The organism is Thermococcus sp. 21S7, from assembly GCF_012027615.1.
Taxonomy (GTDB): domain Archaea; phylum Methanobacteriota_B; class Thermococci; order Thermococcales; family Thermococcaceae; genus Thermococcus.
In genome coordinates this window covers 138,402-164,566 of sequence record NZ_SNUT01000005.1, presented here as the reverse complement: position 1 = coordinate 164,566, position 26,165 = coordinate 138,402, and the positions used below count along the sequence as shown (strand labels likewise).

General features: G+C 52.0%; 26 protein-coding genes and 1 pseudogene. 9 read left to right on the top strand and 18 right to left on the bottom strand.

Annotation, left to right across the window (positions count from 1 at the left end):
- Positions 1 to 63: 63 nt before the first annotated feature.
- Positions 64 to 933, top strand: coding sequence for a hypothetical protein (locus tag E3E51_RS09240; protein WP_167912930.1), 870 nt, complete (start codon positions 64 to 66; stop codon positions 931 to 933).
- On the opposite strand, the gene E3E51_RS09235 is transcribed toward E3E51_RS09240, so the two are convergent.
- From E3E51_RS09235 to E3E51_RS09165, 15 genes and pseudogenes are all read right to left on the bottom strand, one after another.
- Entirely contained in the window at positions 926 to 1,624 is a 699-nt protein-coding gene (locus E3E51_RS09235; protein WP_167912815.1) for a ThiF family adenylyltransferase, read from the bottom strand. The genes E3E51_RS09240 and E3E51_RS09235 overlap by 8 nt on opposite strands.
- Position 1,625: 1 nt before the next feature.
- Entirely contained in the window at positions 1,626 to 1,892 is a 267-nt protein-coding gene (locus tag E3E51_RS09230) for a ubiquitin-like small modifier protein 1 (RefSeq protein WP_167912929.1), read from the bottom strand.
- 67 nt (positions 1,893 to 1,959) lie between these two features.
- Positions 1,960 to 2,538 (bottom strand): annotated as a pseudogene (locus E3E51_RS09225) (transposase); the annotation flags it as partial.
- A gap of 408 nt (positions 2,539 to 2,946) precedes the next feature.
- Positions 2,947 to 3,183, bottom strand: coding sequence for a hypothetical protein (locus tag E3E51_RS09220; protein WP_167912814.1), 237 nt, complete (start codon positions 3,181 to 3,183; stop codon positions 2,947 to 2,949).
- A gap of 769 nt (positions 3,184 to 3,952) precedes the next feature.
- On the bottom strand, positions 3,953 to 4,525 hold the full coding sequence (locus tag E3E51_RS09215; RefSeq protein WP_167912813.1) for a hypothetical protein: 573 nt from the start codon (positions 4,523 to 4,525) through the stop codon (positions 3,953 to 3,955).
- A gap of 93 nt (positions 4,526 to 4,618) precedes the next feature.
- A complete protein-coding gene (locus tag E3E51_RS09210) occupies positions 4,619 to 5,266 on the bottom strand; it encodes a hypothetical protein (RefSeq protein WP_167912812.1) in 648 nt (215 codons plus the stop codon).
- Between the two features lie 70 nt (positions 5,267 to 5,336).
- Positions 5,337 to 5,867 carry a hypothetical protein gene (locus tag E3E51_RS09205; RefSeq protein WP_167912811.1) on the bottom strand — a complete coding sequence of 177 codons (531 nt, stop codon included), beginning with the start codon at positions 5,865 to 5,867 and terminating at the stop codon, positions 5,337 to 5,339.
- Positions 5,868 to 5,956: 89 nt separating this feature from the next.
- Entirely contained in the window at positions 5,957 to 6,541 is a 585-nt protein-coding gene (locus E3E51_RS09200; protein WP_167912810.1) for a hypothetical protein, read from the bottom strand.
- 4 nt (positions 6,542 to 6,545) lie between these two features.
- Positions 6,546 to 7,211: a hypothetical protein gene (locus tag E3E51_RS09195; RefSeq protein WP_206204539.1), complete on the bottom strand. Its 666-nt coding sequence runs from the start codon at positions 7,209 to 7,211 to the stop codon at positions 6,546 to 6,548.
- Between the two features lie 75 nt (positions 7,212 to 7,286).
- The gene (locus tag E3E51_RS09190; protein WP_167912808.1) at positions 7,287 to 7,793 is read right to left on the bottom strand and encodes a hypothetical protein; all 507 of its coding nucleotides are present in this window, start codon (positions 7,791 to 7,793) and stop codon (positions 7,287 to 7,289) included.
- Positions 7,794 to 7,802: 9 nt separating this feature from the next.
- Positions 7,803 to 8,450: a hypothetical protein gene (locus E3E51_RS09185; RefSeq protein ID WP_167912700.1), complete on the bottom strand. Its 648-nt coding sequence runs from the start codon at positions 8,448 to 8,450 to the stop codon at positions 7,803 to 7,805.
- A gap of 40 nt (positions 8,451 to 8,490) precedes the next feature.
- Positions 8,491 to 9,024, bottom strand: a complete 534-nt coding sequence (locus tag E3E51_RS09180; protein WP_167912807.1) for a hypothetical protein — start codon at positions 9,022 to 9,024, stop codon at positions 8,491 to 8,493.
- Between the two features lie 16 nt (positions 9,025 to 9,040).
- A complete protein-coding gene (locus E3E51_RS09175; RefSeq protein WP_167912699.1) occupies positions 9,041 to 12,244 on the bottom strand; it encodes a hypothetical protein in 3,204 nt (1,067 codons plus the stop codon).
- A 96-nt stretch (positions 12,245 to 12,340) separates the two neighbouring features.
- Positions 12,341 to 12,859, bottom strand: coding sequence for a CDP-2,3-bis-(O-geranylgeranyl)-sn-glycerol synthase (locus E3E51_RS09170; protein WP_167912806.1), 519 nt, complete (start codon positions 12,857 to 12,859; stop codon positions 12,341 to 12,343).
- A gap of 39 nt (positions 12,860 to 12,898) precedes the next feature.
- Positions 12,899 to 13,420 carry a MarR family transcriptional regulator gene (locus tag E3E51_RS09165; RefSeq protein WP_167912805.1) on the bottom strand — a complete coding sequence of 174 codons (522 nt, stop codon included), beginning with the start codon at positions 13,418 to 13,420 and terminating at the stop codon, positions 12,899 to 12,901.
- 126 nt (positions 13,421 to 13,546) lie between these two features.
- On the opposite strand from E3E51_RS09165, the gene E3E51_RS09160 reads away from it, so the two are divergent.
- Genes E3E51_RS09160 through E3E51_RS09125 form a run of 8 tightly spaced genes read left to right on the top strand, consistent with a single transcriptional unit; the run spans position 13,547 to position 23,853 of the window.
- Positions 13,547 to 15,814, top strand: a complete 2,268-nt coding sequence (locus E3E51_RS09160; RefSeq protein WP_206204538.1) for a hydrophobe/amphiphile efflux-3 (HAE3) family transporter — start codon at positions 13,547 to 13,549, stop codon at positions 15,812 to 15,814.
- Entirely contained in the window at positions 15,811 to 18,180 is a 2,370-nt protein-coding gene (locus E3E51_RS09155) for a COG1361 S-layer family protein (protein ID WP_167912804.1), read from the top strand. Before E3E51_RS09160 ends, E3E51_RS09155 begins: the two co-directional genes overlap by 4 nt.
- Positions 18,181 to 18,213: 33 nt before the next feature.
- Complete coding sequence (locus E3E51_RS09150; RefSeq protein WP_240924305.1) at positions 18,214 to 19,134, top strand: LEA type 2 family protein; 921 nt, start codon at positions 18,214 to 18,216, stop codon at positions 19,132 to 19,134.
- Between the two features lie 42 nt (positions 19,135 to 19,176).
- Positions 19,177 to 19,695 carry a DUF3201 domain-containing protein gene (locus E3E51_RS09145; protein WP_167912926.1) on the top strand — a complete coding sequence of 173 codons (519 nt, stop codon included), beginning with the start codon at positions 19,177 to 19,179 and terminating at the stop codon, positions 19,693 to 19,695.
- A 9-nt stretch (positions 19,696 to 19,704) separates the two neighbouring features.
- Positions 19,705 to 20,853, top strand: coding sequence for an RsmB/NOP family class I SAM-dependent RNA methyltransferase (locus E3E51_RS09140; RefSeq protein ID WP_167912803.1), 1,149 nt, complete (start codon positions 19,705 to 19,707; stop codon positions 20,851 to 20,853).
- Positions 20,854 to 20,855: 2 nt separating this feature from the next.
- A complete protein-coding gene (locus E3E51_RS09135; RefSeq protein ID WP_167912802.1) occupies positions 20,856 to 21,923 on the top strand; it encodes a lysylphosphatidylglycerol synthase transmembrane domain-containing protein in 1,068 nt (355 codons plus the stop codon).
- An 11-nt stretch (positions 21,924 to 21,934) separates the two neighbouring features.
- Positions 21,935 to 23,020 carry a lysylphosphatidylglycerol synthase transmembrane domain-containing protein gene (locus E3E51_RS09130; RefSeq protein WP_167912801.1) on the top strand — a complete coding sequence of 362 codons (1,086 nt, stop codon included), beginning with the start codon at positions 21,935 to 21,937 and terminating at the stop codon, positions 23,018 to 23,020.
- Positions 23,017 to 23,853, top strand: coding sequence for an NAD(+) kinase (locus E3E51_RS09125; protein ID WP_167912800.1), 837 nt, complete (start codon positions 23,017 to 23,019; stop codon positions 23,851 to 23,853). The genes E3E51_RS09130 and E3E51_RS09125 overlap by 4 nt, the downstream gene beginning before the upstream one ends.
- Here E3E51_RS09125 and E3E51_RS09120 read toward each other — a convergent pair.
- Genes E3E51_RS09120 through E3E51_RS09110 form a run of 3 tightly spaced genes read right to left on the bottom strand, consistent with a single transcriptional unit; the run spans position 23,850 to position 26,158 of the window.
- Entirely contained in the window at positions 23,850 to 24,617 is a 768-nt protein-coding gene (locus E3E51_RS09120) for a DUF835 domain-containing protein (protein WP_167912799.1), read from the bottom strand. The genes E3E51_RS09125 and E3E51_RS09120 overlap by 4 nt on opposite strands.
- 2 nt (positions 24,618 to 24,619) lie before the next feature.
- Positions 24,620 to 25,597 carry a bifunctional N(6)-L-threonylcarbamoyladenine synthase/serine/threonine protein kinase gene (locus tag E3E51_RS09115; protein WP_167912798.1) on the bottom strand — a complete coding sequence of 326 codons (978 nt, stop codon included), beginning with the start codon at positions 25,595 to 25,597 and terminating at the stop codon, positions 24,620 to 24,622.
- 39 nt (positions 25,598 to 25,636) lie between these two features.
- A complete protein-coding gene (locus E3E51_RS09110; RefSeq protein WP_167912797.1) occupies positions 25,637 to 26,158 on the bottom strand; it encodes a flavin reductase family protein in 522 nt (173 codons plus the stop codon).
- Between the last annotated feature and the right edge of the window lie 7 nt (positions 26,159 to 26,165).

Sequence of the window (26,165 nt, the reverse complement as noted above, 5' to 3'; positions counted from 1 at the left end):
AAACCTGCCGGGTTAACGAAAAGGTTTAAGTGAACTTGATTCCAGGAACTCCGGGTGGTCAAAATGAAAAAATATGGCCTCGTTCTCCTTCTGATTTTGGTCATCGGATTCACGGCGGGCTGCCTCGGGGGCAACGGCTCAACGACAACGTCAAGTCCAACGGCATCACCTCAAATGGAGCACACTTCATCCACAACCACTACCACAAGCGTTCCAGGAACCACAACGACCCATCCACCGACGGAGGGCCCCAGGGGAACTACGACTGAGACTCTCCTCGCGGAGGTTTCGGGGATAAAGCAGTTTACATACACCAGCAGTGCCGAGGTGTCCATGCTTGTAACAGTGAAGCAGGCCAATCTGACGCAGAGGGATAACGTGACGCTCGCGATAACGGAAACCGGTTACATAGACTTTGAATCATGGAGCGCAGGGATGAATATCACCACAAAGATTGCTCCCCATCGACCGCCGGCGGCCTCATCCAGGGTTATCATTAGAAACGTCACGTATATCCGGACGCCAATGGGATGGACAAAAGCCACAGATCCGGCGGCGGCCGGCTTCGTGTGGAGGTACAACCTGGTGAGCCTCGCAAGGAAGTACTTACAGAGAACTCCCAACGAGAGGGAAAACGGCGAAAAACTCGTGCTCAGGTACAGACTCGACGACGGCGATGTGAGGGCACTGGCCACGATGTACCTTACAACGACGGGGAATACCGTGGTCACGGTAAAGGGAGGAATTCTTGAGCTGTACTTTGAGGCTGGGAGGCTCGTCGGCGGACGGTTGAGCTTCTCAGCGACCATCAAAACATCGATAGATGACCCAACGATAGGAAAGATGACGATAACCCAAGACGGCTCGTGGAGCGAGACGGTAACCATAACGTCGGTGAACGAAAAGAGAAAGGTCGAAGAACCCTCTACCTGAGCGCAACGACGTCGAAGGTGTTAAAGGCCAAATCAACTATGAGCAACCTGTTGAGGAGCGGCTCGCCGATTCCGGTGAGCAGCTTCACGACCTCCATCGCCTGAATCGTTCCGATGACTCCAGCGGTTGCTCCGAGTATCGGGAACTTTCCGCCCTTTTCCCTCACATTTGGGAATATCTCCCTCAAACTCTTCGTGAATCCCGGCACCACGGTAGTGACCTGCCCGAAGGTTCCCTCAACCGCACCGTGAACAAGGGGGATTCTGGCCTTTTGGGCGTAATCGTCGAGCAGGAATCTCGTTTCAAAGTTGTCGAGGCAGTCAACGATGACGTCAACGCCGTCAAGAACCTCCCCGATGTTCTCCGCCGTCAACCGGCCAACAAAGGTCTCGATTTTTACGTCACGGTTGAAGTGCTCCAGCTTCCACTTCGCGGAGATGGGCTTCGGATTCTTTCCGATGTCGTCCTCCCAGTGGAGTATCTGCCTGTTGAGGTTGCTCAGCTCAGGCGTTTGCTCGTCCACTAGGAGGATGGTGCCTATCCCCGCCGCGGCTAGATAGTAAGCGACGGGGCTTCCAAGGCCGCCGACACCAACAACGGCCACCTTCGAGGCCTTAAGCTTTTCCTGACCCTCCTTCCCGAAAATCATTATCTGCCTGTCGTAGCGCTCAAGCTCCCTATCGCTCAGCATATCAACCACCACTCACGGGGGGAAACAGGGCCACCACGTCCCCCTCCTGCAGCACATCATCAAAGCCCACGTAGCGGCCGTTTCTGGAGACGTTGACGTCCGCCAGGTCGTCGTCCTCAGCAAAGACCTCCGTCCTGAGCACCGGGTGTCTCTCCTTCAGCAACTCTATGAGCTCCCGGACGGTCGTGCCCCCAGGAACCTCCAGCTCCTCCTCCCCAGTGCCAACGATGGAGCGGAATCTGGCGAAATATCGAACCTTAACCCTCATGCACACCACCGAAAAGAATTGGAGGGGAAGTTAAAAAGGATTGCTGGATAGATTTATCCCGTTCTGGTTATCCGCTACGTTTGGAACTGGATAACCTTCCTCCTTCAGTCTTCATTGGAGGGCTTTCGGGGGGAACGGTTACTCCCCACATCTTCAAAGCTCTCAAACGAATATTCCAACTCCCAACCACATTCCTGTCAGCCTCAAAACCGCAGTTTGAGCACTTCAAAACCCTGCCCCCATTCGGGCTTAACTCACCCCCACATACCGGGCACCACAGGGAAGAAGTATGAGCCGGATTGACAAAAACAACACTAACGCCCCTTAACTTCGCCTTGTATTCGATGATTGACTGAAGCTTCCTAAGACTCCAGCGGTGAAGCCTGCCATTCAGCTCGGCAGAATACCTGATTGACTCCCTGATTTCCGTCAAATCCTCCAAGGCAAAACCACCGTATTTCTGCGCCAACTCGATGATTTTGTTAGCAAGCTTATGATACAAGTCGTTTAGCCTGTTCCCCTCCCTCCACCCCATACTTTTCGAGGAGTTCCTTCCTCTTCTTCCAACCCTGATTTTCTAATGTATTCCCCTCCTCTTCACGAAGTAGCCCGTCCTGACCTCCCGCTCGTGAGTAATAATCTGGACGACCCCCCGTTTGGCTGGATTCCCTAAACTCCGGAAGAACGGCATAAACGACGTAAATTGCCATCAGGGCAATCACCTGCAGTCCAAAAACTACATGGTACACGCCACAATAAGCAATGGTGGAACTAGAATAAGTTTAGCTGAAGCAGTGAATAGGCAGTCGTCGAATAGCAACCCTGTGAAAAATTAAAAAGATTAAAGAAATCAGCCTATGATAGCCGGGACATGTCGGAATGCTCTCTTCATCCCACCACTGCGTTGTTATCGTACTCTTCGGGAAATCCACTGACATCCCATCCAAATATCCACTGGATTTCTGAAATAACTTCCCCTAAGTTAAGAAGATTTGACAGTATTAACACATCCGCCCTACTGGATTGCTACTTTCAGCAACTGTCAAAGCCACTCCTAGATATTGCCTCCAATAGATGCATAATCCACGGCCTTTTCCGCCCCATCGCTCGTGTCCCTGTACGCCACTCTTATCACGTCCGAAACTGGGTAATTCAGCCTAATCAACTTTGCTTCAATTAGGTATGAATGATCAGCGAACTTGTCAATGTACATCCTGTAAATGGGCTTCCCAAAGTAATAGTTCGCCAGCTCATCGTTTATTGTGATCGTTATTGTCAGGTCTTCTTGCATGTCCTCCGCGAGGGGCCACGTCTCGACGTAAATTGTTGGGGTTTAGGATTACAGTCTGCTTGTTAACTTTAACACTACTCGGACTGTTGGCCACACATTCCTACCTCCGAAGCTCCATTCCTTTAAGCTAGATTTTTACTGTGTATGTATTATGTGATGTTTTTTGATGATAGCCCATGCGACACCACAGAATCTCCATGAAATCGATGAATGTAACCTAATTAATTCGCATGTGGTCACCGCAAACAGTCCATAATTATTGCCTCCCATTGGATACTGAGTTTTGTTGTCACTATATGCATTACAATAACATCACTTAACAACAATATAGCAACTTCCAAACGCACACTTAAGGCTAACGTCACAAGATTGCAATATAATATCCCTCCCTATAACTTGTTTCATGTCCAAGTTCATACGTAAAAACGTTGACTAACAAAGAGGCAGTTACAATTATTCCAAAAGATTCCTGAAGTCAAAGTTATCAAAAGGCTTGCAAAAGGAATGAAAAGTAATGCAGTAATAAATGGATAGGGGTCTTTTCTTTCAAGCAATGGACCACCAATTGCAAGGAAAGGTACCGGAAGAAAATCAAATAGTAAAACGACTGGCAAATCAAGTTTTGTATCTGATATCATCAATAATAATACCAAAATGGGAAACAAAGAGAGACAACGCCAAAAAGCCAGTCCTGCTCATTTTGGCCCACATTGTATCATCCCCCATTCACCGAATTTCCAGCATTTTTGGAGAAAACCTCCCAATCCACTTAATATCGTTGAAGTTCATAAAATGCAGTCATAGAATATATCACTTGTTGAAACAAAATTAGTGCCACCACTATCGAAGTGTTTGGAGAGGACAGTGAATGATTTGATGTCTGAATTAAATTGAGGTCCAAAACCGAAACAACTCCCACAACTGCAGAAAGAGCATTAAAACCTACAATCTCGTGCACTAAACCCCGCTTGGATAGTAATACCATTAACGGAAAACCCCCCATAGCCAGCGCTAAAAGTTTCCCATTTTCAGCAAGTGCAGCCACTATCAAGATAGCCAAGAAATACAAAAAGACGCGGTAGTATTGGGTCTTTTTATTTTTATCCTCTCCTAAGACTAGCAAGAGTCCAACTGCCATTGCCAAATACGCCAGATAGACTATATACAACGCTCCCCTCAGAGTAACACTATTCCTAAGTACTGCTAAATAAATTCCCATAGACGGTACCAAGGAGTATACCAGCAGATACCCCCTACCCATCATTCCTCTAAAAGGTGTTAAAACAACAGTAATCACAACAAGGTTAACCAAGGCCGCTGATACCTCCACCGCAAGTGTCATGTCTCGGGGATATGCTAACATAATAAAAAATGTAAAGAAACACCAAGAGAGCACACCAATGACGAGGAGTTTAAGATTACCTCTGCTCATTTTTCACCCTCCCACCACTGCGTTGTTGTCCCCATCACCGGAAATGCCAGTGACGCCTTCATAGAGGGCATATATTTTCCACGAGAGTGAAACAATTGTCCAAGTAGCTGCTGTTCCTATTGCCCATCCTACAACAGCCCCCTTTAACGTCACTTCGGGGTTTCTCGTGATGACTCCTGAAATGACACCACCAAGGATGCCACCTACAATTCCCCCAGCTTTAACAATCAACGGCGCGTTTTGATTTTCAGATGTATCCTTGATAGTTAATATATCGCTAACAACAACGCCGTTGTCAAAGTGGACTGTTATCATGTAAGATTTATGCTCTGCAAATTTGTAAGCAAAGTGGTCATTTCCCCAGAAGTCCTGAGCAAGCACTCTTAGGTCAATCTTCACGTCAATTTCCTTGTCGTCATTGGGAGGCAGAGTTACCTTTATAGGATCGACCTCTATTCCCCTCTGGTAACTTTTTGCCCAAGCGTTATGGACCGTTCCGAGGTCCACTGAGGAAACGGAGACAGAGACAGTTCGAGGTTGAGGGGATGGACTTCCTCTTCCAGCGTTTAGCAACATGACTTTACAAGTTGTCGAACCATCATATGGAATGGCCGAATCCATACACGTCATGTTTGCAATAACATTACTCACAGGCTTCACCCCCACCCTCACCTCGTCCCAGTGCTCATCCCCTTTTCCGTTCGGTTTTTCATTGCGATTATCAACACATCCTCTTATTGCGCACGCTCCAGAGTTTTTCCACATCCTTGTAGAGCCACCAGAGCAGGATCCCATAGGACACTGCGAGAAATGAACGAAAGATAACTGCCACCAATAGTACGGGAAAGCACATGAGGACGATCCTCGTTTTTTCTTGATGACACATCTCGCGAAAACCGTACCACAGGCCAAACCACAGGAGAATTCCAACGGAGGCTATTGCCCCGTACTTTAAGAATAACACTGCAAATACTGGTAAATAGCCAAGGGACATGAAAGAACAAGCCGATTCAACTTCTTTCGCCTTTATTCCCCTGAGAGTCCATGCAAAGCTCAGCAGTGAAAGGGACAGCCAAAGCAGGAATACTGCAATAAATGCCATAATATCGTTGTTTCCGTGACTAACCTTGGCAAGGTACACAAAGGAAGCCAGTAACGCGCCAGTCCCCACCCAGGCATTATGCTTTGAGACAAGAGCCCCTACTCCAATAACAGCCCAGATGAAAATAGAAATAAGGAGGAAAATGTCCACCTTTCATCCCACCACTGCATTGTTATCGTTCTCTTGTGAGGGGCATAATTCCAGTATCCCTAACGATGTATTCATTGGAACTCACCCTTTTACCTTGCTCCACTGCTATTCCCCGATGCTGGCGAAATTGCCTGCTTTTCTGCTTTTTGTTCTTTAAACTCCAATAGCAGTACAGTACAAGCCAAAAATCCCAACAATGCCGCTGTTCCCCCTAGATTCGTGAAAATTAAAAAAGATATTCCCCCAACCACAGCAGGTATCGCTACCATTGCACTCTGCCCCTTACTGGATAGCCCCGTTAGGTGTTGACGAATCAAGTCATAAAAACGACTGACTATTACTATCATGAGAGCGACGATAATAAGCCCTAAAAAGAACACTTTTTCAGAAGAGCTAAAAAAGAAAGTATAGATGAGGATAAAGGACAATAAAGCGGTTGTTAAAATATCAATAAAAATTTCTTCAAAGGTTTTTGGAGTACTTCCAGTCTTTTTTGAAATATCTTTAGTTACTGGGTCGAACCAAGATGCCCAAAATGAAAGGGTAAACAAACCTAACCCCGCCAAGATTTTGTCATGGTTTCTAAATCCAAGATATATAGAAATAAAAGAAAAGAACATTGATAAAATCATTAGAGTGTTTCTTAGAGACTTCAGATAACTGTACTCCCTCATATGATCATCCTCCTACAATGTTGTTCCCGTCATCTCCGGTGTTCGGCGCCGGTGCAAAAAACCAGTCATGGATATCTGCTCCCAAAAGGAGGATGTTTACTATCAACCACCCCCGGGAAACTAGTTTTGGAGCGTTTTTACCAAGTATAATCAAACCCTTTTTGGCAACTCTGGAAGTTCTTGCTGCTTCTGAAACAATAGCCTTAGCATTTTTCCCACCTTCAACAATTTTGTCAAATTCTGCCTGTTTCCTCACACTGAACACGTCGCTGACTGTTATCCCGCCGCTGAAGTCAGCCTTAACCAGGTAGGAATACCCCGCAAACCTGCTCTTGTATGTCTCATGGAACATATACCTATCAACCGGGTCCCAAGGCCTCTCTCCAAAGTAATAGTTCGCCAGCTCATCGTTTATTGTGATCGTTATTGTCAGGTCATCCTTCATGTTCGTCGGAGTTAAGGTTACCGCCTGCTTATTTACCATAACACTGCTCGGACCGTTGGGCCACACATTCTTACCCCCAAAATCCACTCCTATCAAATTAAGCTTTACAGTGTCGGCACTCTCCAACTCAAAGTTCACAGTACAAGTAGTAGAGCCATCAAGGGCAACTACCGCCGGCTCGCATTCCATGCTCGCAATCACGTTGCTCGTCGGCTTCACCTCCACCCTCACCTCGTCCCAGTGCTCATCCCCTTTTCCGTTCGGCTTGCCGTCGTAGTTATCCAGGAAGAGCCTGTAAGTTTAGTTCCCTCTTAGAGTATTCCTCACCTCCCCAAACATTAGGTACCCTCCGAATATCAGTATCACTGAGGCACTCACCTCAATCCAATTGGAGGTGGAAACACCTTCTATGAGTGGGTTTAAGGAAAAGAATCCTAAAAGAAGGATTCCAAAGTATTTAAGCCTTAAATCTGCGTCCTGAGCAACCGGACCTCTGCTTAGACCGTAACGGACTAACAGCACAAAGCCATGAAGAACCAGGAGAACCACTAACAGCAGGGCCGCCCCAACGGCCCCGATGAAGAAAACACTGACAAGTATTACTGCCAAATTAACCAAGAGAAGAATTTTAGCTGGAGTGGGAAGGCCTCCGGCGTTCTTGCGACGTATCATCCACAATATGACAACCCAAACGTAAAGCACTGAAAGGCTCACGCTGGCGAGAGTAAGCGCTACTTTTATGTCAGTAGAAACATAGAGGAGAAAAAGGGAAATAAGGTAAATGACTATACCTGCCCATTTCATCATTCATCCCCCCTAAGGTCTACCCAGGACGCCATGCCATATGACACCATATATAAACCCTAAAGTACCTCCAATTACTGCTCCTGCAACGGCACCTGCTCCAGTTCCAGCGCCGGGCAAGATACTACCAACGATTGCTCCGACAGTAGCTCCTATCACAACCCCTGCCACGGTGTCCGCAACAATGTGTTGGACAATGCTGTTTAATTCCACTGATATTCTAACATATTGAGTTGCACTATAAGCCAATGGCCACGTGTTGCCCCGAGAGTCCACTACGTAGGGTTTGCCATTAGTATACACAGTGAAGTTCACCTGTACGGGGACAACGGTTCCAGCCAAGTCTTTTAGTTCAACCCCAATACCCAAGACTCCACTCTCAGGAAGCGTGTCATGAAAGTTTAGTTCGAATTCTCCAGTACCTTGGGGTGGAATAGTGTGAGTAATTATGTCTTTGGTGTAAGATGGAGTTAAATCTTTCGTATATTTTGTTCTAAGAACATGGGCTTCAACATCAATACGGGTAACCTTCCAGCTAACGTCGGTGGGGTTTGTGAAGTACACCTCACACGTCATGTCCAGCACCAGATTTCCCTTCTTTGCGGAAAGCACCATATTACTGCAATCCATAGACGCTTTTTGAACCTTGAAGGACTTCACCCCCACCCTCACCTCGTCCCAGTGTTCTTTTACTAGTCTATCATTCACTTAAATGGTTCGATATTTTGAGCTCTGCAGTTCCTGAGAAGACTAAGTACCCTCCAAGGAGCACTGGGATCAGTAGGGGTACTATGTTCTTGCCTACTTGAACAATAACATAGTAGTTGAGAGCCCACTGGATTAGCCAGAATACCTTCATGTCCCTGGAGTCATATTTTACCCGCTTCCCACTTCTCTCTATGGTGATTTTTAGATATATCAATATCAAAGCAAACATTACGAGAGTTATGAATAGGAATATAAAACCCATGGCTAAATTCCAGTTTTCGTATATTATCCCCAGGAAGAGTGCAGAGAGTAGAGGTAACACTAGGGTCACACCTATTAATAGGCCAGCAGCTCTCTTAGGGAGCTTGCCGTACCCATTAAGGGTAAGAACCAGCCACGGAAAAAGTACTGTTGAGTTTAATGCAAGGACATATAAACCTCTAACTGAGGAATAAGTAATGGACACTAAGAGGAATGTTATTAAAAAAAGCAAAAATCCAATTGAAATTTTCAATCTACCATCCACTATACTCACCTCCCAGTCAGGGTATCCCCAACCGTTCATGGAGGATATAACTAAGTATTATTCCTGTCACCGCTCCAGCAACAGCCCCAACTACAGCACCAACAGGCCCTCCTACCAAACCTCCGATTACGGCACCAACTGCAGTAGTTGCAGCGACTATTGCTAACTCACTAGAGAGATCCATGGCAATTTTATTCCCCTCAATAGAAATCTCTACCATTTTAATTGCCCTGTACTTTAGGCTCCATATGTTTCCTTGGGAGTCTACAACGTATGTCTTACCGTTGACTTCAAGCGTTAGGTCAACTTCAACTGGAACTGAAACTCCAGCCAAATCTCCTATCTTAACGCTTTTTCCAAGGAATCCACTTGCTGAAAGAGTATCATGGAAGTTTACCTGTAATCTTCCTGTCCCCTTCGCAGGGACTGTGGGAGTAAGTAGAGCGTCACTAAATTCTGGCGTGATTTCCTGAGTGTGCTGACTCTTAAGTATGCGCGCTTCAGTAACCACATCAGTAACCTTCCAGCTAACGTCGGTGGGGTTTGTGAAGTACACCTCACACGTCATGTCCAGCACCAGATTTCCCTTCTTTGCGGAAAGCACCATATTACTGCAATCCATAGACGCTTTTTGAACCTTGAAGGACTTCACCCCCACCCTCACCTCGTCCCAGTGCTCATCCCCTTTTCCGTTCGGCTTGCCGTCGTAGTTATCCAGGAAGAGCCTGTACGTGTGGTTTCCAACCCCGTGAACAACAAGACTGAACGCCGTTACCGTGTAGTTCTGAGCCTTAGCCGGAATGCACCTGTCAATCGTCTTCACGACAGCCCCTTCATCATCCTTAACAAACCCCCTAAGGCAGAGACGCGAACTGTCAAAGTTCCAAGCCTTCACCGTGAAGTACACCGTCCCACCACCATCAAGCTCCACAGGGGAGGCCTTAAGCCTAACAGCAAAACTCCGGGAGGAACTGACCACATTCAAATCTCCGTTCCATGAATCCTCAATGGACTCCCTCCCATCCACAAGCCGGTAAACTTTCACAGTGTAAGAATGCTCACTACCCCGTGCTGTCCACGTTAGCGTAAAGGGCTTCTTCGAATTGCCCTCAATCACCCCATCCGAAGTATCCACCAGATTGCCGTCAACGAACAGCTTAAGCTCAATATTCTGACCCGTCGAGTAGCTGTTCTTAACCATGACACTGAACTCCACAGCCTCACCGTCCTTTGGGGGATCCGGCTTAGGGACGATGCCAACAATCTTGATGCTTCCCTTGCTGGGAGTGGGAGGGGGCTGTGGAGTCCTATGGACGACTATCCTACCACTATCCCTATTTTTATATATCCCATTCGGCCCAAAGGTAAAAGCACCCCAGTATGCGTATGTCCCGGGTTTTATATAGTTGAATGCGGCAACCTCAAAGGTACTGGTTCCCCCAGCAGGAACAGTAACTACACCCCTCTCAGAATTCAATATCGGATTCCCCTCATCATCAGGAACTCCCGCATTGAACGTCCATTTACCTGTTACTGGTTTGGAGTTGCGGTTCGTTATAGAAACTCTGAAGATAACACTGGAGCCCTCCTCAATAGACGTGTCGGAGGGCTCTATTGAAAACGCAACTTTTGCCGGGTCAATGTCGGCTTTTTTTGCCTTTATTGTTTTACTGTACGACGCCGAAACAGTCATCTCCCTTATCTTCCCGTTGAGGGAAGGAACCTCCTCGGGGGATTTGGGAGGGGGTGTTGGATGCGATTTATAGGTTATAACCACATTTCCACGGACAACAGCAGAGTCAGCCCCATCGAAATTAACCGTGAACTGTTCGCTGTCCCAGGTGTAGCTGTCTCCAGGATAGAGCACATTAAGATAGTATGAATCGAGGCCGTTGGAATCGCGAAGCTTTAAATTGATATCCGAGACAAAGTTCTTAACTGCAGTAAATGTAACCGAGACATGATACGTAGCCTCCGTCGACATCACGTGATCAACGATGACGTCCACGCTGGTTATTTTGATATAGCCATAGTTGCTGTCCACGTCCAGGGCAAACTTCTTCAGGAGGTCCCCACCGTTGTTGAAGTTCCTGTTGGAGGCATTTAATGAACCGGACAGCTTGGAAGAGGTGCCACTCAACAGGCACCTTCTACCGATGCAGGGATGAGGCGGGTTGGGATTTGGATTCGGGTTGATACTAGTTTCATCGTGGTAATACACCACGAGTGCATCCTTGAGCTCCGCGACCTTCTGGTTCAAAATTCCATTAAGCTCTGGATTTGTGTTCCCCATGCTCATGGCCTCGACGAGGACGTAAACCTGGCGGGTAAGGTTGTAAGCCTTCAAAGCAGAGGGCCAGTAGTAGGAGTATCCAAGAAGAGAATTTCCAACCCTGTGAACATTTTGTACCATAACCCCACCATCGCTAACAAAAGTAGTGCCTGAGGAATACAGCAAAGGCATTAAAGTATCCTCCATGAGCTCAATAATATCCTCAAGACTCAATTTCATCCCTGAGACGTTGTCCTTGAGGTACGCGGTGTAAAAAGATACCCAATCCCTGGAGATTCCGGGGACGATTTCCCGTGGGTAACCACCATACGATTCCAACGCCTGTTCCTTCGTCTCCTCCGGATGACTCCACTTCCACTTTTCCAGTGCCCAGGTCTCATAACCGGCGTACTTAAACCCAACCCCTACTAACGCCGTGGAGAGGTTCTCAAGGAAAGACTCCATGTCAAAGCCGGTTGTTATGTTGTCAGCATTCCTAACGATGTACTCTTCAAGGGCCCTAATCTCCTCATCTGTCCAGCCCTGAGACTTAAGTTCATTAACAGTGTCTGCAGGAAAACCGTTCTTTTTTATTTCCTCTGCCATCTGCCGGAGTTCCTCAGGGGAGTATTGGAGTTTCACTCCGGACTTCTTGAGCTCCTGGAGGGCAAGCCATATCCGCGCAGATATCTCGGCCGCATTTTCCTCACCAGAGCGCGAGTTGCCGATGAGTTCCTTGGCGGCAGTTACGTTAATGCGGCCGGAATTTATGCTCTTATTAAGCACGTCCGCAAGATAAGCTTCTCGATACAGTATTTCCCAGAACTGCGTGTACACATCCCCTTCCTTCTGGGCGGATGCGGCCGAAACCGTTCCAAGGGATACCGCACCACTTAGTACCATTCCAAGTATCATGCTGACTAATAGTAACGACGCAATACGTCGCACGTGGAATCACCACATACCAATGTTAAAGTACACTATAAAACTCTTTTCTATTCAGATTTTAATAACCACTATAAATAGTTAGCAAAAAATGGAAAGTCACCACGGCACGCTCTTCCAGCCCATCCTGTAGGCGAAGTAGTTGGCCCCCCAGTGGACAAAGGGTGAGACGACCAGGAGGAAGATTATCTGGCCGGAATCGAGGGTTTTAACAGGATACGCGAGGGCCAGGGCCGCTATAAGAAAGCCGAGCTGGTCGAGGCCTATGGCCGGGGCGCCGCGTGGGAGGTTCGCGCGCCTCTTGAAGAAGCTACCGATTAAGTCCCCCAAGAGGGCACCGAACGAGAGCAGAAAAGCGAGCACGAGGGAGGTTTTAAGGGTCCCGTAGAATCCGGGAGTGATGAAGTACTGAATGAGCCCTGTGAGGGTCCCAATAGAAACCCCACCGATGAAGCCGCGCCAGGTCTTTCCATCCCCGAAAATCCTTCGACCGTCCCTCCAGTGCCTGCCGCCGTCTATGGGCCGCCCTCCCCCAACGAGCACGGGAGAGGCATTGGCAACGTAGGCAGGCAGTATGTACCAGAACGCCCACAGGAGAGATGAGAGTGACACCGCCATAATTTCACCCGATTTGATTATCGAAGGCTCGTTTTAAAGCTACCGCTTCCCATCGGATTCGAGGCAGTTAATCAGACTCTCCAGAACCTTTTCATCCTCGTGCTCGATAAGGAACTTCAGAATTCTCTCGGCGAGCGCGTTTCTCCCCATTGCGAAGGTAATGCTCTCGCGTATTGACTCAGCCTCTTCCCCTTCCTCACCTTCGAGCTCCTTCAAGGCCCTCTCAAGGTTGGCCCGGGTCTGCCGTATGTCCTCCATTATCTTCATGTAGTAAGCGGCCTGGCGCCAGTCCTTTAGGAGCTTGGTCGCCCGGTAGTAGGCCTTCTTATCTCCGGGCTTTTTAATCCTCACCACGAGTCCTATGCGCTCCATGAACTTGAGGGCGGTGCTCACGTGGGAGAGCGAATAGCCGGTCGCCTCGGCGATCTCACCCAGGCTCATCGGCTCCCTGGCCAGAAAGAGAACCCCGTATATATAACCGTAAAGCTCGTTGAAGCCGAAGCGTCTCGCAGCCTGTGCAAAATGATTCACGATTATTCTCTTAGCTTCATCCACACCCATGAGCAACACCCCGATTTATACCATCGCTGATCGCCGAAACGGGCTGGACGGATCAGCTGACAAAAGGTTTTTAAAGTTTCGCATATTTAAAACTTTCGGAAGTTTCCGAAAGTTGGGGGAGAAAGCATGAAGCTGCTGAGGGGCGCCGCGAGAGTCATCGTGAGGTACAGGGTAGCCTTTGCGTTGATAGCCCTATTTCTGATGGTCGTTTCGGTGTACGGCATCCAGAATCTCCGTTTTGAGAGCGACCTCCGAACCATGCTGCCCGAGAACCATCCGGCCATAGCGGACTACACGGCCTTGCAGAACGAGTTCCAGAGCGGCGACAGCACGCTGATAGTCGTCAAGGTGGACTCGATAGAGCCCGGCGGCGTCTACGACATCCGCGACCCCAAGGTCATAGAGGCGGTTTACGAGCTTGAGCAGAGGCTCCGGCAAAGGGAGTACGTAACGGACACGGTGAGCATCGCGGATATCTACATGAAGGTCCTCGGGAGGCTCCCGAAGAACGAGGAGGAGGCAAGGTTCGTCCTCGACATGCTCCCGCCGGAGGAGAGGTACGGGCTCGTCAGCAGGGACTACACGACGACGATAATAGCCGTGACGATAAGCAGGGAGAAGAAAACGGAGACCCTGGTGAGGGTGTATCGAGGCATAGAGGAGGACATAAACGACGTCAAGTTCCCGAAGAACGTCGAAGTCATCCAGACGGGGAACATCGGCATAACCTACCGCATACTCGAACTCCTCCAGAGCGACCTCAACAAGACGATGGCCATCTCCTTCATCCTCGTCATAGCCCTGCTCCTGTACTTCTACCGCTCTCCCGTCAAGGCCGCCATTCCGCTCATCCCTCTCATCTTCGGCGTCACGATGACGCTCGGCTTCATGGGGCTGATGGGCATCCCCCTCGACCTTGCCACGACCACAATAGGCGCGATGCTCATTGGAATGGGAATAGACTACGGAATCCACGTGACCAACCGCTATTACGAGGAGAGAAAAAAGGGAAAGAGCATAGAGGAAGCGGCCGAGGAGGCGGTCGCAGAGACCGGAAAAGCCCTCCTTGGCGCGGCGCTTACCACCATAGCGGGCTTCGCCGCGATGTACCTTTCCAGCCTTCCGATGCTCCACCACCTGGCTACCGCGCTGATCCTCGGTTTAAGTTTAGCCGCACTCAACGCCGTCGTGATAACCCCTGCGGTCATAATCCTTGAGGAGGACGTCATGAAGAAACTGAAGGGGCACTACGTGGTTCCGGAGGTTCGCTCGCACTCCGGTCTCGTGGGGCGGGTATTTCACGGGCTCGGTGAGGCCATCAGGAGAAAGCCGGTCGGGTTTCTTGCGGCGGTGTTTCTGATAACCCTCTTTTTCGGCTACGGACTAACCCAGGTGAGCACGGAGGTCAGACTTGAGAAGTTCGTCCCCAAGGGAATGCCCGAAATAGAGGCCCTCATGGACATCAGGAGCGATTTCGGCGGCCAGGATGAGCTGTACGTCCTGGTCAAGGCCAACGACGTCAGAAACCCCGCCATCGTCAGGAGCATCTACCGCTTCGAGAATCAGATAAAGGCGGACTCCTACTACAACGGCGTTTTCGACTCGGAGAGCATAGCCGACGTCGTCCACAGGGAGTACGGGTACATACCAGACGACGAGGGGAAGATAAAAGATGCGCTGGACGAATACCAGGGCGCAAACCTAGTCTCCAGCGACTACTCGATGACCCTCGTCAAGTTCAAGGGGGACTTCGGGGGAGAGAGCATGGACGACTTCAGGAGAATAATGCGCTATTTTGAGGAGGAAACCGCGAGGGCGCAGGAGACTGAGTTTCCGCCGGGTACGAGGCTCTCCCTCACCGGGGACATATACCTGAACTACGTCCTCGACCAGCTCACGAAGATCGAGATAAACCGCATCTCAGCCTACGGAACCGTCTTTGTCGTGTTAATAGTGCTCCTCCTCTTCAGGCGACCCAAGGTTTCTCTGGCGATGATAACCCCGATGTTTCTGGGTGCGCTCTGGACGGTTGGCTTCATGGGGCTCGCGGGCATCCCGTTCACCCAGAGTCTGGCCGGAGTTATCTCAATGATAGTCGGCCTGGGCGTTGACTACGGCATGCACCTCACCCACCGCTTCCTTGAAGAGATGGACGAAGGCAACCCCAGGCCGATAGTCACATCGGTTGAGAGCGTCGGACCGGGAATACTGGCCGGCGCCCTGACGACTGCCGGCGGCTTCCTGGCTTTGCTCGCCGGCGAGCTACCGACTATACACGACTTTGGAACGACGCTCGCCTTTGGAATATTCGCATCCATGCTTGCCGCTTACCTCGTAACCCCCGCGCTGCTGCAGGTCTTTTACGGAAGGAAGATAGGAGGTGATGGAAAATGAAGAGGACCGCGTTCATGATTATCCTGATGCTCATTCTCCCGCTGGGGGGAAGGTTCGCCCTCGCAACGTACGACGCCCTTCTCTTCGATGGGTACATGAACAAGGGGGAGTCGATCCTGGTTGGACCCCTAGTGATAACCCTGATGGACACAACCGTCAACTACACAACGGGGGACGAATACGCGCTGTTCATAGTAACGAAGGACGGCCAGCTGATAGGGGGGAGGTACGTTACCGTATACGTTCCCGACCCGGAAAAGATGAAGCTTCTTTTGGCGGATCCAAAGTTCGTGGTGGCTCTGGCCGAGACGGAAGGCTACGACATAGAGGAGTGCATGGGGTACGTGAACGACACGGCGGCGTTCAACACCTGCCTGCTGGCCAACGCCTACGGGTTCTACCAGTGGCTCAACCACGCACCCCCGGAGGAGATAGCGAAGGCGGTTATGCAGACCATCGACGAACATCCGGAGCTTGGAATAACGAAAGAGGACGTTACAAGGCCGATAACGTACCCAGAATCGATGCCGGTCAAAGAGGGCGATACCGTGGAGTTCATGGTGGACGACAAAACGGTCAAGCTGAGCGTTCCCGAGGTCTACCCCAACGTCGCCAGAGTAATCGTAAACGGACCGTCCGGATGGAAGGGAGCAACTGCCCCCGGAAACATCGTATCGACGGTCAGGGTAACGGAATACGTGTATCCAGGAGACACCGCGACGGTGGAGGTAACGCTGAAGAATGAGGGAGCCACGAAGGCCAGATACGTTAACGTCTTCGTATCCCCCGAGCCGATAGCGTTCAACAACACGCCCTCCCTCGCCAGCGGTCTCTCCGCGATCCTCGCCCAGAGCAAGTTCTCCCAGGAGGTCTTCTATCCAAAGTGGAGCTCGGTTCAGTACGTGGAGTACATCGAACCCAAGGGAAGCACCACGCTGACCTTCAAAATCAGGGTAAACCCCAACGCGGACGTCGGGATATATCCAGTGTACGTGGGCATCATCTACTTCACGGGGGTAGGAGAAAACATGCGCATGGTCCAGTCATACAACGTGGTCGCGCTGAGGATATACCAGAGGCGCAGTGCGTTCGTTGAGATAACCAAGGTTGAGACCGAACCGATGGAGATAAGCCCGGGGGACACCTTCACCGTGCGCTTCACGCTGGAGAACACCGGGGCCGAGCCGGTTAAGGCCCTCAGCCTTAAGATAAGCTCCTACAAGGTGCCGGTCCAGGGGGAGATAAAGAACGTCGACCTCTCGGCTCTCTCTCAGCTTCCTGTTCAGGGGAGCGAGCAACTGAGTCAGAACCTGCAGGATGCCCTCAACCGGATAATGGCCGGGCTCGCCAAGCAGAACGTAGAGGCTTTCCTGCCCATCGGGGAGGACAACGTAAAGTACGTGGCCCAACTTCAGCCGGGGGAGAAGGCCACCCTTGAGTTCAGAATCAAAGCCAACGAGAGGCTGGAGAACGGCATATACCCGCTCAGAATAGAACTGAAGTACCTGACGGAGCCGAACGAGAAGGAGATAACCGACGAGAGGCTGGTCGGGATAGACGTGACAGGAAGGGCGCAACTGATACTCTCAAAGGTCTCAACGTCGCCCGGCAAGATAATCCCCGGAACGGACAACGTGGAGGTTGACTTCCAGGTGGACAACGTCGGAACCGGAACGGCCAGGACGATAATAGTCAAGCCCATGCCCCAGTGGCCCTTCTCGCTCAGCGAGAGCAGCGAGCAGGTCATCGGTCTGGGAAGCCTGGGAAAGGGCGATTCAGCGCAGTCATCCTTCAAGGTAAACGTCGCGGAGAACGCCAGCTCCGGAACCTACGAGATACCCCTGCTCGTGACCTACACCAGCGACATCGGCATAACGAAGAACGTCACGCTTAAGGTTCCAATCATAGTTGGCGCCAAACCGAACGTCGAGGTCGTCGGGGTGCGCTTTGACCCGGAGCCGCTCCAGGGAGAGACCGTCAACGTCTACGTCAAGCTGAAGAACACCGGCGGCGAGAAGGCCACGAGCGTTCTCATCGAGGGCGTCGTGAAGGCTGACCAGCCGTTCACACTGGACAAGAGGACCGACTACGTCGGAGACCTTGCCCCCGGGGCAACCGGTGAGGGCGTAATCGTCCTGAGGATAGACGGGAACGCGATTCCAAAGGACTATAACATCCAGCTGCGCATAAGGGCCGTGGGCGACCCGACCCAGGGTGACGACAACGTCTACGTCTTCGAGAGAACCGTGACCGTTACCGTGGAGAGGAACACAAAGACGAGGACGAACCTCCGGAACCTCGCGGTGGTCATCGGGGCGCTGGTCGTCGTAGCGGTGGTCTACACGTACAGAAAGAGGTCGGGATGAAACCTTTAAACGCACTTCGAAGAATGAAACGTTATGGTGAAAAGAATGAACTGGAAGTCGGTGATACTCGGGGTCGTGCTGATACTCATCGTCTGGATTGGATACGTGGTCTACGCCGCGGTGACGGCCAACCCCACGGTTCACGCCAGCTGGGGCTACGTGGACGAGAAAACGACCGAGGTATGGGTAGAGGCAAGTCTCAGCAAACCCCTGCTCGTTCCAGCGGAGGTAGAGAACCTGAGCCTGAGCTTCATGGGGATACCCGTTGCCAGGGTCGCGAGGTTCGACTACGGGGCAACGAGAACCGACGTAAAGATGGCGATAGTCATAGACAACGGAAATCTGGTGCGCTCCCTCGTGGCCTACCTGGACAACGGACAGACCGGCGATGTCGAACTCAAACTCAAGGGGAGCCTCCTGAAGGTTATTCCAATCAACGCGGACATAAAGCAGGCCATCAGCGAGGACATCCTCGCGTACCTCAACTTCACCGCCGAGAGCAAGGAACTCGCGGGGGGACTCGTCAAGAGCCCGGCACTGGTCGAGACGACCTTCGACTGGGCCGGCGAACGGGACGGAAAGGCCGTCCTGATAGCCCACATGAAGTTCTACAACCCTAACTCATACAGGATTCCGATAGGGAAAGTCAGCTTCGACATGTACGCCAACGATGTGAAAATCGGCCACGGAAAAACCGTCGAGACGGCCCTTCTTCCGCCCAGGGGCTACGCGACGCTGGACGTAGAGACCCTCATAGAGGAGGACGCCCTCCCCGGGGTCTGGGCGATCCACGTAAAGAACGGTGAGGTCAGCAAGGTCAGGGCGGACGTATACCTAGAGGTAACCGTCCTCGGCAGGGAGTACAGCATCAAGCTGGCCAGCTACGAGGAGACCGTGCAGACCGATATCATGGGCGGCATCAACGACATGCTGGAGAACCTCCTCTCCGGATGAAGGTTTTTAAGGCCCCCCTCATTTCCATTTCTGGTGAGAGAAATGAACCTGAGAGAGATTCACGAGTTCCTCAACGAGATGTGGGAGAGCATGTTCACCCTCAACGAGGAGCTTAAGCTTGAGCTCCCAAAGGAGGGCTTCAGGGTAGAGGACGTTGAGGAGGCCTTCGGTGCCTACATCTTCCTGGACGGCGAGTGGAAGCTAATGAAGTACCCGCACCCGGCCTTCGAGATAAAGCCCCAGATAGAGGTTGGGGCCACGCCGGAGAGCTACTACTTCGTGGTTGCGGTTCCAAAGGATAGGATAAGCGAGAACTTCGTAGGCCTGTTCATCGAGCTCTTTCCCAGGAGCTTCATATACGGCGCCCAGGACTTCCTCAGCGATGTGTACAACTGGAGGCGCGACGGAAGGGTCTCTCCAAAGGAGATACTTGAGAAAATCGAAGGCAGCAGTGAAAACCTCTTCCAGTTCGAGGCAAACTTTGGAAGCGTCGAGGCGCTGAAGCGCGGGCTCATGAGGCTCATAGAGACCGGCAAGCGCTTCGAAATCTTTGACCTCTGAGGTGTCCCCATGTACACCGAGGCTTTCCCCGAGGAGCTGAGGGAGTACTACCGGAGGCTCTTCGGGAGTGAGGCTGAGGAGATAATGTCCTCCCTCAGAACGCCGGTGGAGAAGTACTACATCCGCGTGAACACGCTGAAGACAAGCAGGAGGAAGCTCATGGGCATGCTCAGGAGGGAGGGCCTCAGGCCGAAGCGAAGCCCATACCTCAAGGAGGGCATATACTTTGAGCGCGAGGGCCCGAACTTCCCCGACGACTACGAGCCCGGCCTTCCGGTCGTTCGCGCCAACAAGTTCGCGAGCGAGAGCGTCTACCAGGGTGCGATGCTCTACGCCCCCGGCGTCCTCCAGGCGGACAAGAAAATCAAGCCCGGCGACGAGGTGGAGATACGCGACCCGAGGGGGCTTCTCGTCGGAATAGGCGTCGCCAGAATGAGCGCCAAGGAGATGATAGTCTCGACGCGCGGACTGGCGGTTGAGGTGACTTTACCGAAGTTCAAGCTGCCGAGTTTGAGTGAGCTCCAGAGCTTCAGGGAGGGCCTCTTCTACGCCCAGAGCCTGCCCTCAATGGTTGTGGCTCACGTTCTTGAGCCGAGCGAGGAGGAGCTGATAATCGACATGGCCGCCGCCCCCGGCGGAAAGACGAGCCACATAGCCCAGCTGATGGGGAACAGGGGCGAGATAATAGCGATGGACAAGTCCAGAAACAGACTCAAAAAGATGGAGGAGGAACTGAAAAGGCTCGGTGTGAAGAACGTTAAGCCCATTCACATGGACTCGCGGAAGCTTCCCGAGCTGGGAATCGAGGCGGACAAAATTCTCCTCGACGCACCGTGCACCGCCTTAGGAATAAGACCGAAGCTGTGGGAGAGCAGAACGCCGAAGGACATCGAGGCCACCGCGCGCTACCAGAGGCACTTTATCAATGCCGCCATAAAATCCCTCAGAAGGGGCGGCGTTCTCGTCTACTCGACCTGCACGCTGAGTTATGAAGAGAACGAGGCCAACGTGAAGTACATCCTCGATAAAGGCTTAAAGCTGGAGGAGCAGAGCATCTTTATAGGTTCGAGCGGTATGGGCATAGACGAGGTTCAGAGGTTCTACCCCAACAGGCACCTGACCCAGGGCTTCTTCATAGCCAGGTTCAGGAAGGTGTAACCATGGACTGGAAAAGGTACTCCCTCCTGGGCCTCGGTCTGCTCATAATAATCCTCCTGGTCTGGTGGGCCGGCCTAGAGGACGTTATCGAGATACTGAAGGGTGCAAGGCTGGAGTACTTCGCCCTAGCGGTTCTGGCCTACGTCGCGGCCATCATCATGTGGGCGCTGCGCTGGCGCGTTCTTCTCAAGAGCCTCGGCATAGACGCCCCCTTCCGGACCATAGTGGCAGGTCTCTTCGTGGGGGTCTTCATAAACAACGTAACCCCGGGCGCCAGGGGCGGCGGCGAGCCCGTCAGGATGTACTACATCTCCAAGCACACGAAGCAGCCCTACGGCCACGTCTTTGCCACGATAATGATGGACAGGATAATGGACGTCATTCCGGTCGTCGTCATGCTTCTCCTCGCGACAATCTACGTCTACAACCTCGGTTCGTTCTCGCTCACGCTGACGCTCTTCCTCCTCGATATATTCTTCGCCATAATAACCCTCGCCACGGTCGGAATTCTTCTGAGCGAGAAGAAGACGAAGAAAATCCTCTACTGGTTCTACCGCCTCTTCGGGAGGATAATGCCCAAAAAAGCAGCCAAGTACGAGGAGAAGTTCGTCCACGCCGTCGAGGTGAGCGTTCCCCAGTTCCAGGAGAACTTCAAGCTCCTGATGAAGCACAAGGTGGCCTTCACGCTGTCGCTGATTTACTCCTCCGCCTCATGGTTCCTGGTCCTGCTCCGCTCATATTTCATATTCATCAGCATAAACAGCCCCATAAAGCTCCTCGACGTCATGGTCGTCCAGATGATAGGCATCGTCGTTGGAATGTTCATGATAATCCCCGGCGGGGCAGGAATAATCGAGGCCATAAACTCCGCCGTCTACGTGCTCCTGGGCATAGACAGGGAGATAGCCGTGACCGCGACGCTTCTGGAGAGGCTTATCTCATACTGGGCGCCGACGGCGATAGGAGGCAGTATAATGACCCACTTCGGCATCAAGGTGAGCCAGGAGGGAAAGAGGCTGGAAGGGGAGGACGACAAGGATATAAACGATGAGCCCCAACAACGGGTTTGACGGTGTACATCATGGACTGGAAAAAAGGTGTTTTTTTCATCGGGGCGCTCATAGTCATAGGCGCCCTCATCAACTGGGCCGGGGCCCAGGGAATAGCCGAAATCCTCCGGGATTCGGACGTTAAGTACTTTCTCCTCGCCATCCTCGTTTATCTTCTAACCCTCGTCGCCTGGGCGCTACGCTGGAAGGTTCTCCTCAGGGGGCTCGGAATAAAAGCCCCCTTCAGGGCGGTTTTCTCGGCCATATTCGTCGGAATGTTCTTCAACAACATCAGTCCCGGCGCCAAGGGGCTGGGGGAGTTCATAAGGGTCTACTACCTCGCGAAGAGGGTGAAGAGTCCCTACGGGCCGATGACCGCGAGCGTCATGATGGACAGGATTCTTGACCTGACCCCCATCGCCGTGATGATGGTCGCCGCGACCCTCCACGTCTACCGGCTCGGCGAGACCGGTCTTACAATCCTCATAATAGTCCTCGATGCGGTTCTCATAGCCTTTTCTGCCCTCGTAATATGGCTTCTCATGAGCGAGACCAGGGCCCCCGGGGCCGTCTGGTGGATTTACAGGCTCTACCACAGGATATCCGCGGGAAGGGCCGAGAAACGCGAGGACTCCTTCCGGAACACCGCAGAGGTGACCATCCCGAGGCTCCAGTCGGACTTCAAGAGCCTCTCAAAGGATAAGGTATCAACCGCCGTGGCGCTCTTTCACTCCTTCGTTTACTGGGGGCTGACGATACTCCGCTACTACCTCGTTTTCCTCGCAATACGCTATCCGATAGCCCCGATGGACATAACCGTCGTTCTGGTGGTGTCCATGGTCGTCGGGATGTTCGCAATAGTGCCTGGAGGGGCCGGAATAATCGAGGCTGTCAACTCCGCGGTGTTCATCGCCCTGGGGATAAACCCTGAGTACGCGGTCACGGGTGTTCTTCTGGAGAGGCTTATCTCATACTGGGGCCCGACGGTTGTGGGATCCTTCGTGACAGCCGGCTATGAGGCCGAGGTTCCAGAGGAGGAGCTTCCGCTCCCCGCCCCCAACGAGGAAACTCTAAAAAAAGAAATGAAGATGGAGAAAGAGGAAAGGGATGAGTCATGAAGTTCGGGATAGTGGCCAGGCGGGACAGGAAAGCGGCACTCAAGCTCGCCTACCGCGTCTACGATTTCCTCAAGGTCAGCGGATACGACGTATGCGTGGACAGCGAGACCCACAGACATCTGCCCGAGTTTCAGGAGGAGGACGTCCGTCCGCTTGAGGACTTCGATGTTGACTTCATTATCGTCATAGGCGGCGACGGAACCATACTGCGGGTGGAGCACAGAACCAAGAAGGACATACCGATACTGGGAATCAACATGGGCACACTGGGATTTCTCACGGAGGTCGAGCCTCATGAGGCCTTCTTCGCCCTCAGCAAGCTCATAGAGGGGGATTATCACATAGACGAGCGCATAAAGCTGAGGACCTACCTGAACGGCAGAAACGTCGTCCCCGATGCCCTGAACGAGGTTGCGGTTCTGACAGGAATCCCGGGCAAGATAATCCACCTCAAGTACTACATAGACGGCGGCCTAGCCGACGAGATAAGGGCCGACGGGCTGATAGTGTCAACGCCAACGGGCTCCACAGGCTACGCCATGAGTGCGGGCGGGCCCTTCGTTGACCCCAGGCTGGACGTGGTGGTCATAGCCCCCATAGCACCGATAGCCCTCAGTTCGCGGCCGATGATAGTACCGTCGTACAGCAGGATAGACATCAAGAACATCGCCCTCACGAGGGAGATAATCCTCGCCATAGACGGACAGTTCTACACCTTCCTGGAACCTGAGACGGATATCACCATAACCATCTCCCCAAGAAGGACGAAGCTCGTCCGGTTCACCCGCGAGATTTATCCCAAGTACACGATGCGGATAAAGAAACGGTTCTAAAGGGGCTCGAACTCCTTAAGGAGAAGGGAGCGCTCCTGAGGCGAGAGAACGGTGTCGTCCACAAAAACAATGAAGGCGTTCCCAGAGGCCATGATGTAATCCTTGAGAGCCAGCAGGAACTTAACGACGGTTTTAAAATCGTTGTAGAGCAGAAGGTACTCCACACAATCAACCACCACAACTGCGCCCCGCCTCTCCTCAAGGAACTCAACCACCTTTCCCTGAATCACATGCAGTGAGGTCGGCGAAATCCCCGCAGGGAGCTGGGTAATCCAGACCACCTCTGAACTCTCCCCGAAGCTTGAGTAGACATCGGGAAACCTAGTCAGGGCTATAACCGGCAGTTGGGTTGTCTTCAGTATCTCAAGTATGTCCGCCAGCCGGTACTTGGAAAAAATTATGTACGCACCAGAGAGCAGGGAGTTATTCCCCTCCGGCTTCTGCTTCTTTCTAATATCCAGCTTAACGGTAGGAACGTACCTCTTTTCAAAAATAGAGATGTAATGAACTATCGAGTATATTATCCCAACTATGGAAACGAAGTATGCCGTCCATTGAAAGAACCGGAACACATCGAAGCAGCAAAAATCGTCTATGATGTCCGTAATCCGTCCAGCCTCACCAACCACCAAGAAAACGATGGAATACCGTATGAGAACATCAAGTTCGGGGTCGTACTTCCCCAAGCGCCGATACATAAAAAATATGGCATAGGCAATCGCCAGCGCCAGCACCGTATCGCCCAAGAAAACATACCAATCCACAGCTAGCCCCATACAACTTCAACCTCATCGGTGCGGAATTTTTGTCTCACTATCGTGTCCTCCAATTTAAACCTTACGCCGCCGAGGTACATCCTCAGCCCGGTGTAGGCTATCATCGCGCCGTTGTCCCTGCAGAGGTCATAGGGTGGAACGAAGAAGTCTATACCCCTATCCTCGGTCATTATCTGGAGCATCTCCCTGAGTCTGTTATTGGCGGCGACGCCGCCGACGAGAACTACCTCATCCTTGCCCGTGTGAGCCACGGCCCTCTCCGTCACCTCGACCAGGGCGGCAAAGGCGGTCTCCTGGAAGGAATAAGCTAAGTCCTCAACGCGGTACTTCCCGGTTCTGTACTTCCGAACCGCCTCGGTCAGTATTCCGGAGAAGCTCAGATCCATGCCCTTCACTGCATAGGGGAGCTCTATGTAGCGTTCGCCCTTAAGCGCGAGCTTCTCGATCTTCGGACCACCCGGAAAGCCTATGCCGAGTTCCCTCGCGAAGGTGTCTATCGCGTTCCCTATACCTATATCGAGGGTCTCGCCGAAGACGCGGTAGCGGCCGCCTTCAAGTGCCAGAACCTGCGTGTTCCCGCCGCTGACGTATAAACCAACGGGATCCTTAACACCAAACATCTTGGTTATCTCAACGTGGGCGATGCAGTGGTTGACGCCGACTATTGGCTTCCGGTACTTTATCGCGAGAGCTCTTGCCGCCGTTGCCACGACGCGGAGACACGGGCCCAACCCCGGTCCCTGGGAGAACGCTATAACGTCAACATCCCCCATGCCTATTCCAGCCTCACCAAGGGCCTTTCTGAGGAGGGACTTGAGGAGTTTAGAATGATGTTCAGCCGCCTCCTTGGGGTGTATTCCCCCCTTCTCCGTCGTGAGAGTATGGAATACATTGGCCAGAACCTCTCTCTCGGTAACGATGCCTATGCCGAGAGTGTGAGCCGTACCTTCCAGGCCTAGGGCTATCATCGTGATACGCTCAGGGAAGGTGTATAAAAAGTTGCCGGGCTACTTCCCCGGGCGGTGAATCCTTCCCTCGAAGGTCACGAAGTCAGTCCACGATGCGTGGGCGAGGAAGCCGGCCCCGAGCCTGGGACTGTCCCCGCTGAAGGCGTCCTCCCTGCAAGAACTGCCCACGACCTCTCCAACGAACCAAGTGTGGTCCCCGTAGGTTCTCTCATCCACCAGCCTGCACTCAAGGTTGGCCAGGGCGTTTCCTATGCTCGGCGTTTCAATGGCCGTTGAAGGAACCAGTTCTATGGAAGTTTCCCTCAGCTTCGCGGGCCCATGCTTCGTCCCGGCTATCCAGACGTCATCGAGCATATCCAGGCCGGGGACGCTTATCACGAACTCGCGGTACCTCTTGACGAGCTTCCAGGTGTATCTCTGAGGCGCTATGGCAACACCGACCATGAATGGCTCGGCGGAAACTATCGTGACCCAGTCCGCGGCCATGACGTTTGCTTCCTCTCCCCTGCCGGCCACTACGAGATAAGTCCTCATAGGATAGAGGAGCCTGTACGGCCTCATGGCATCA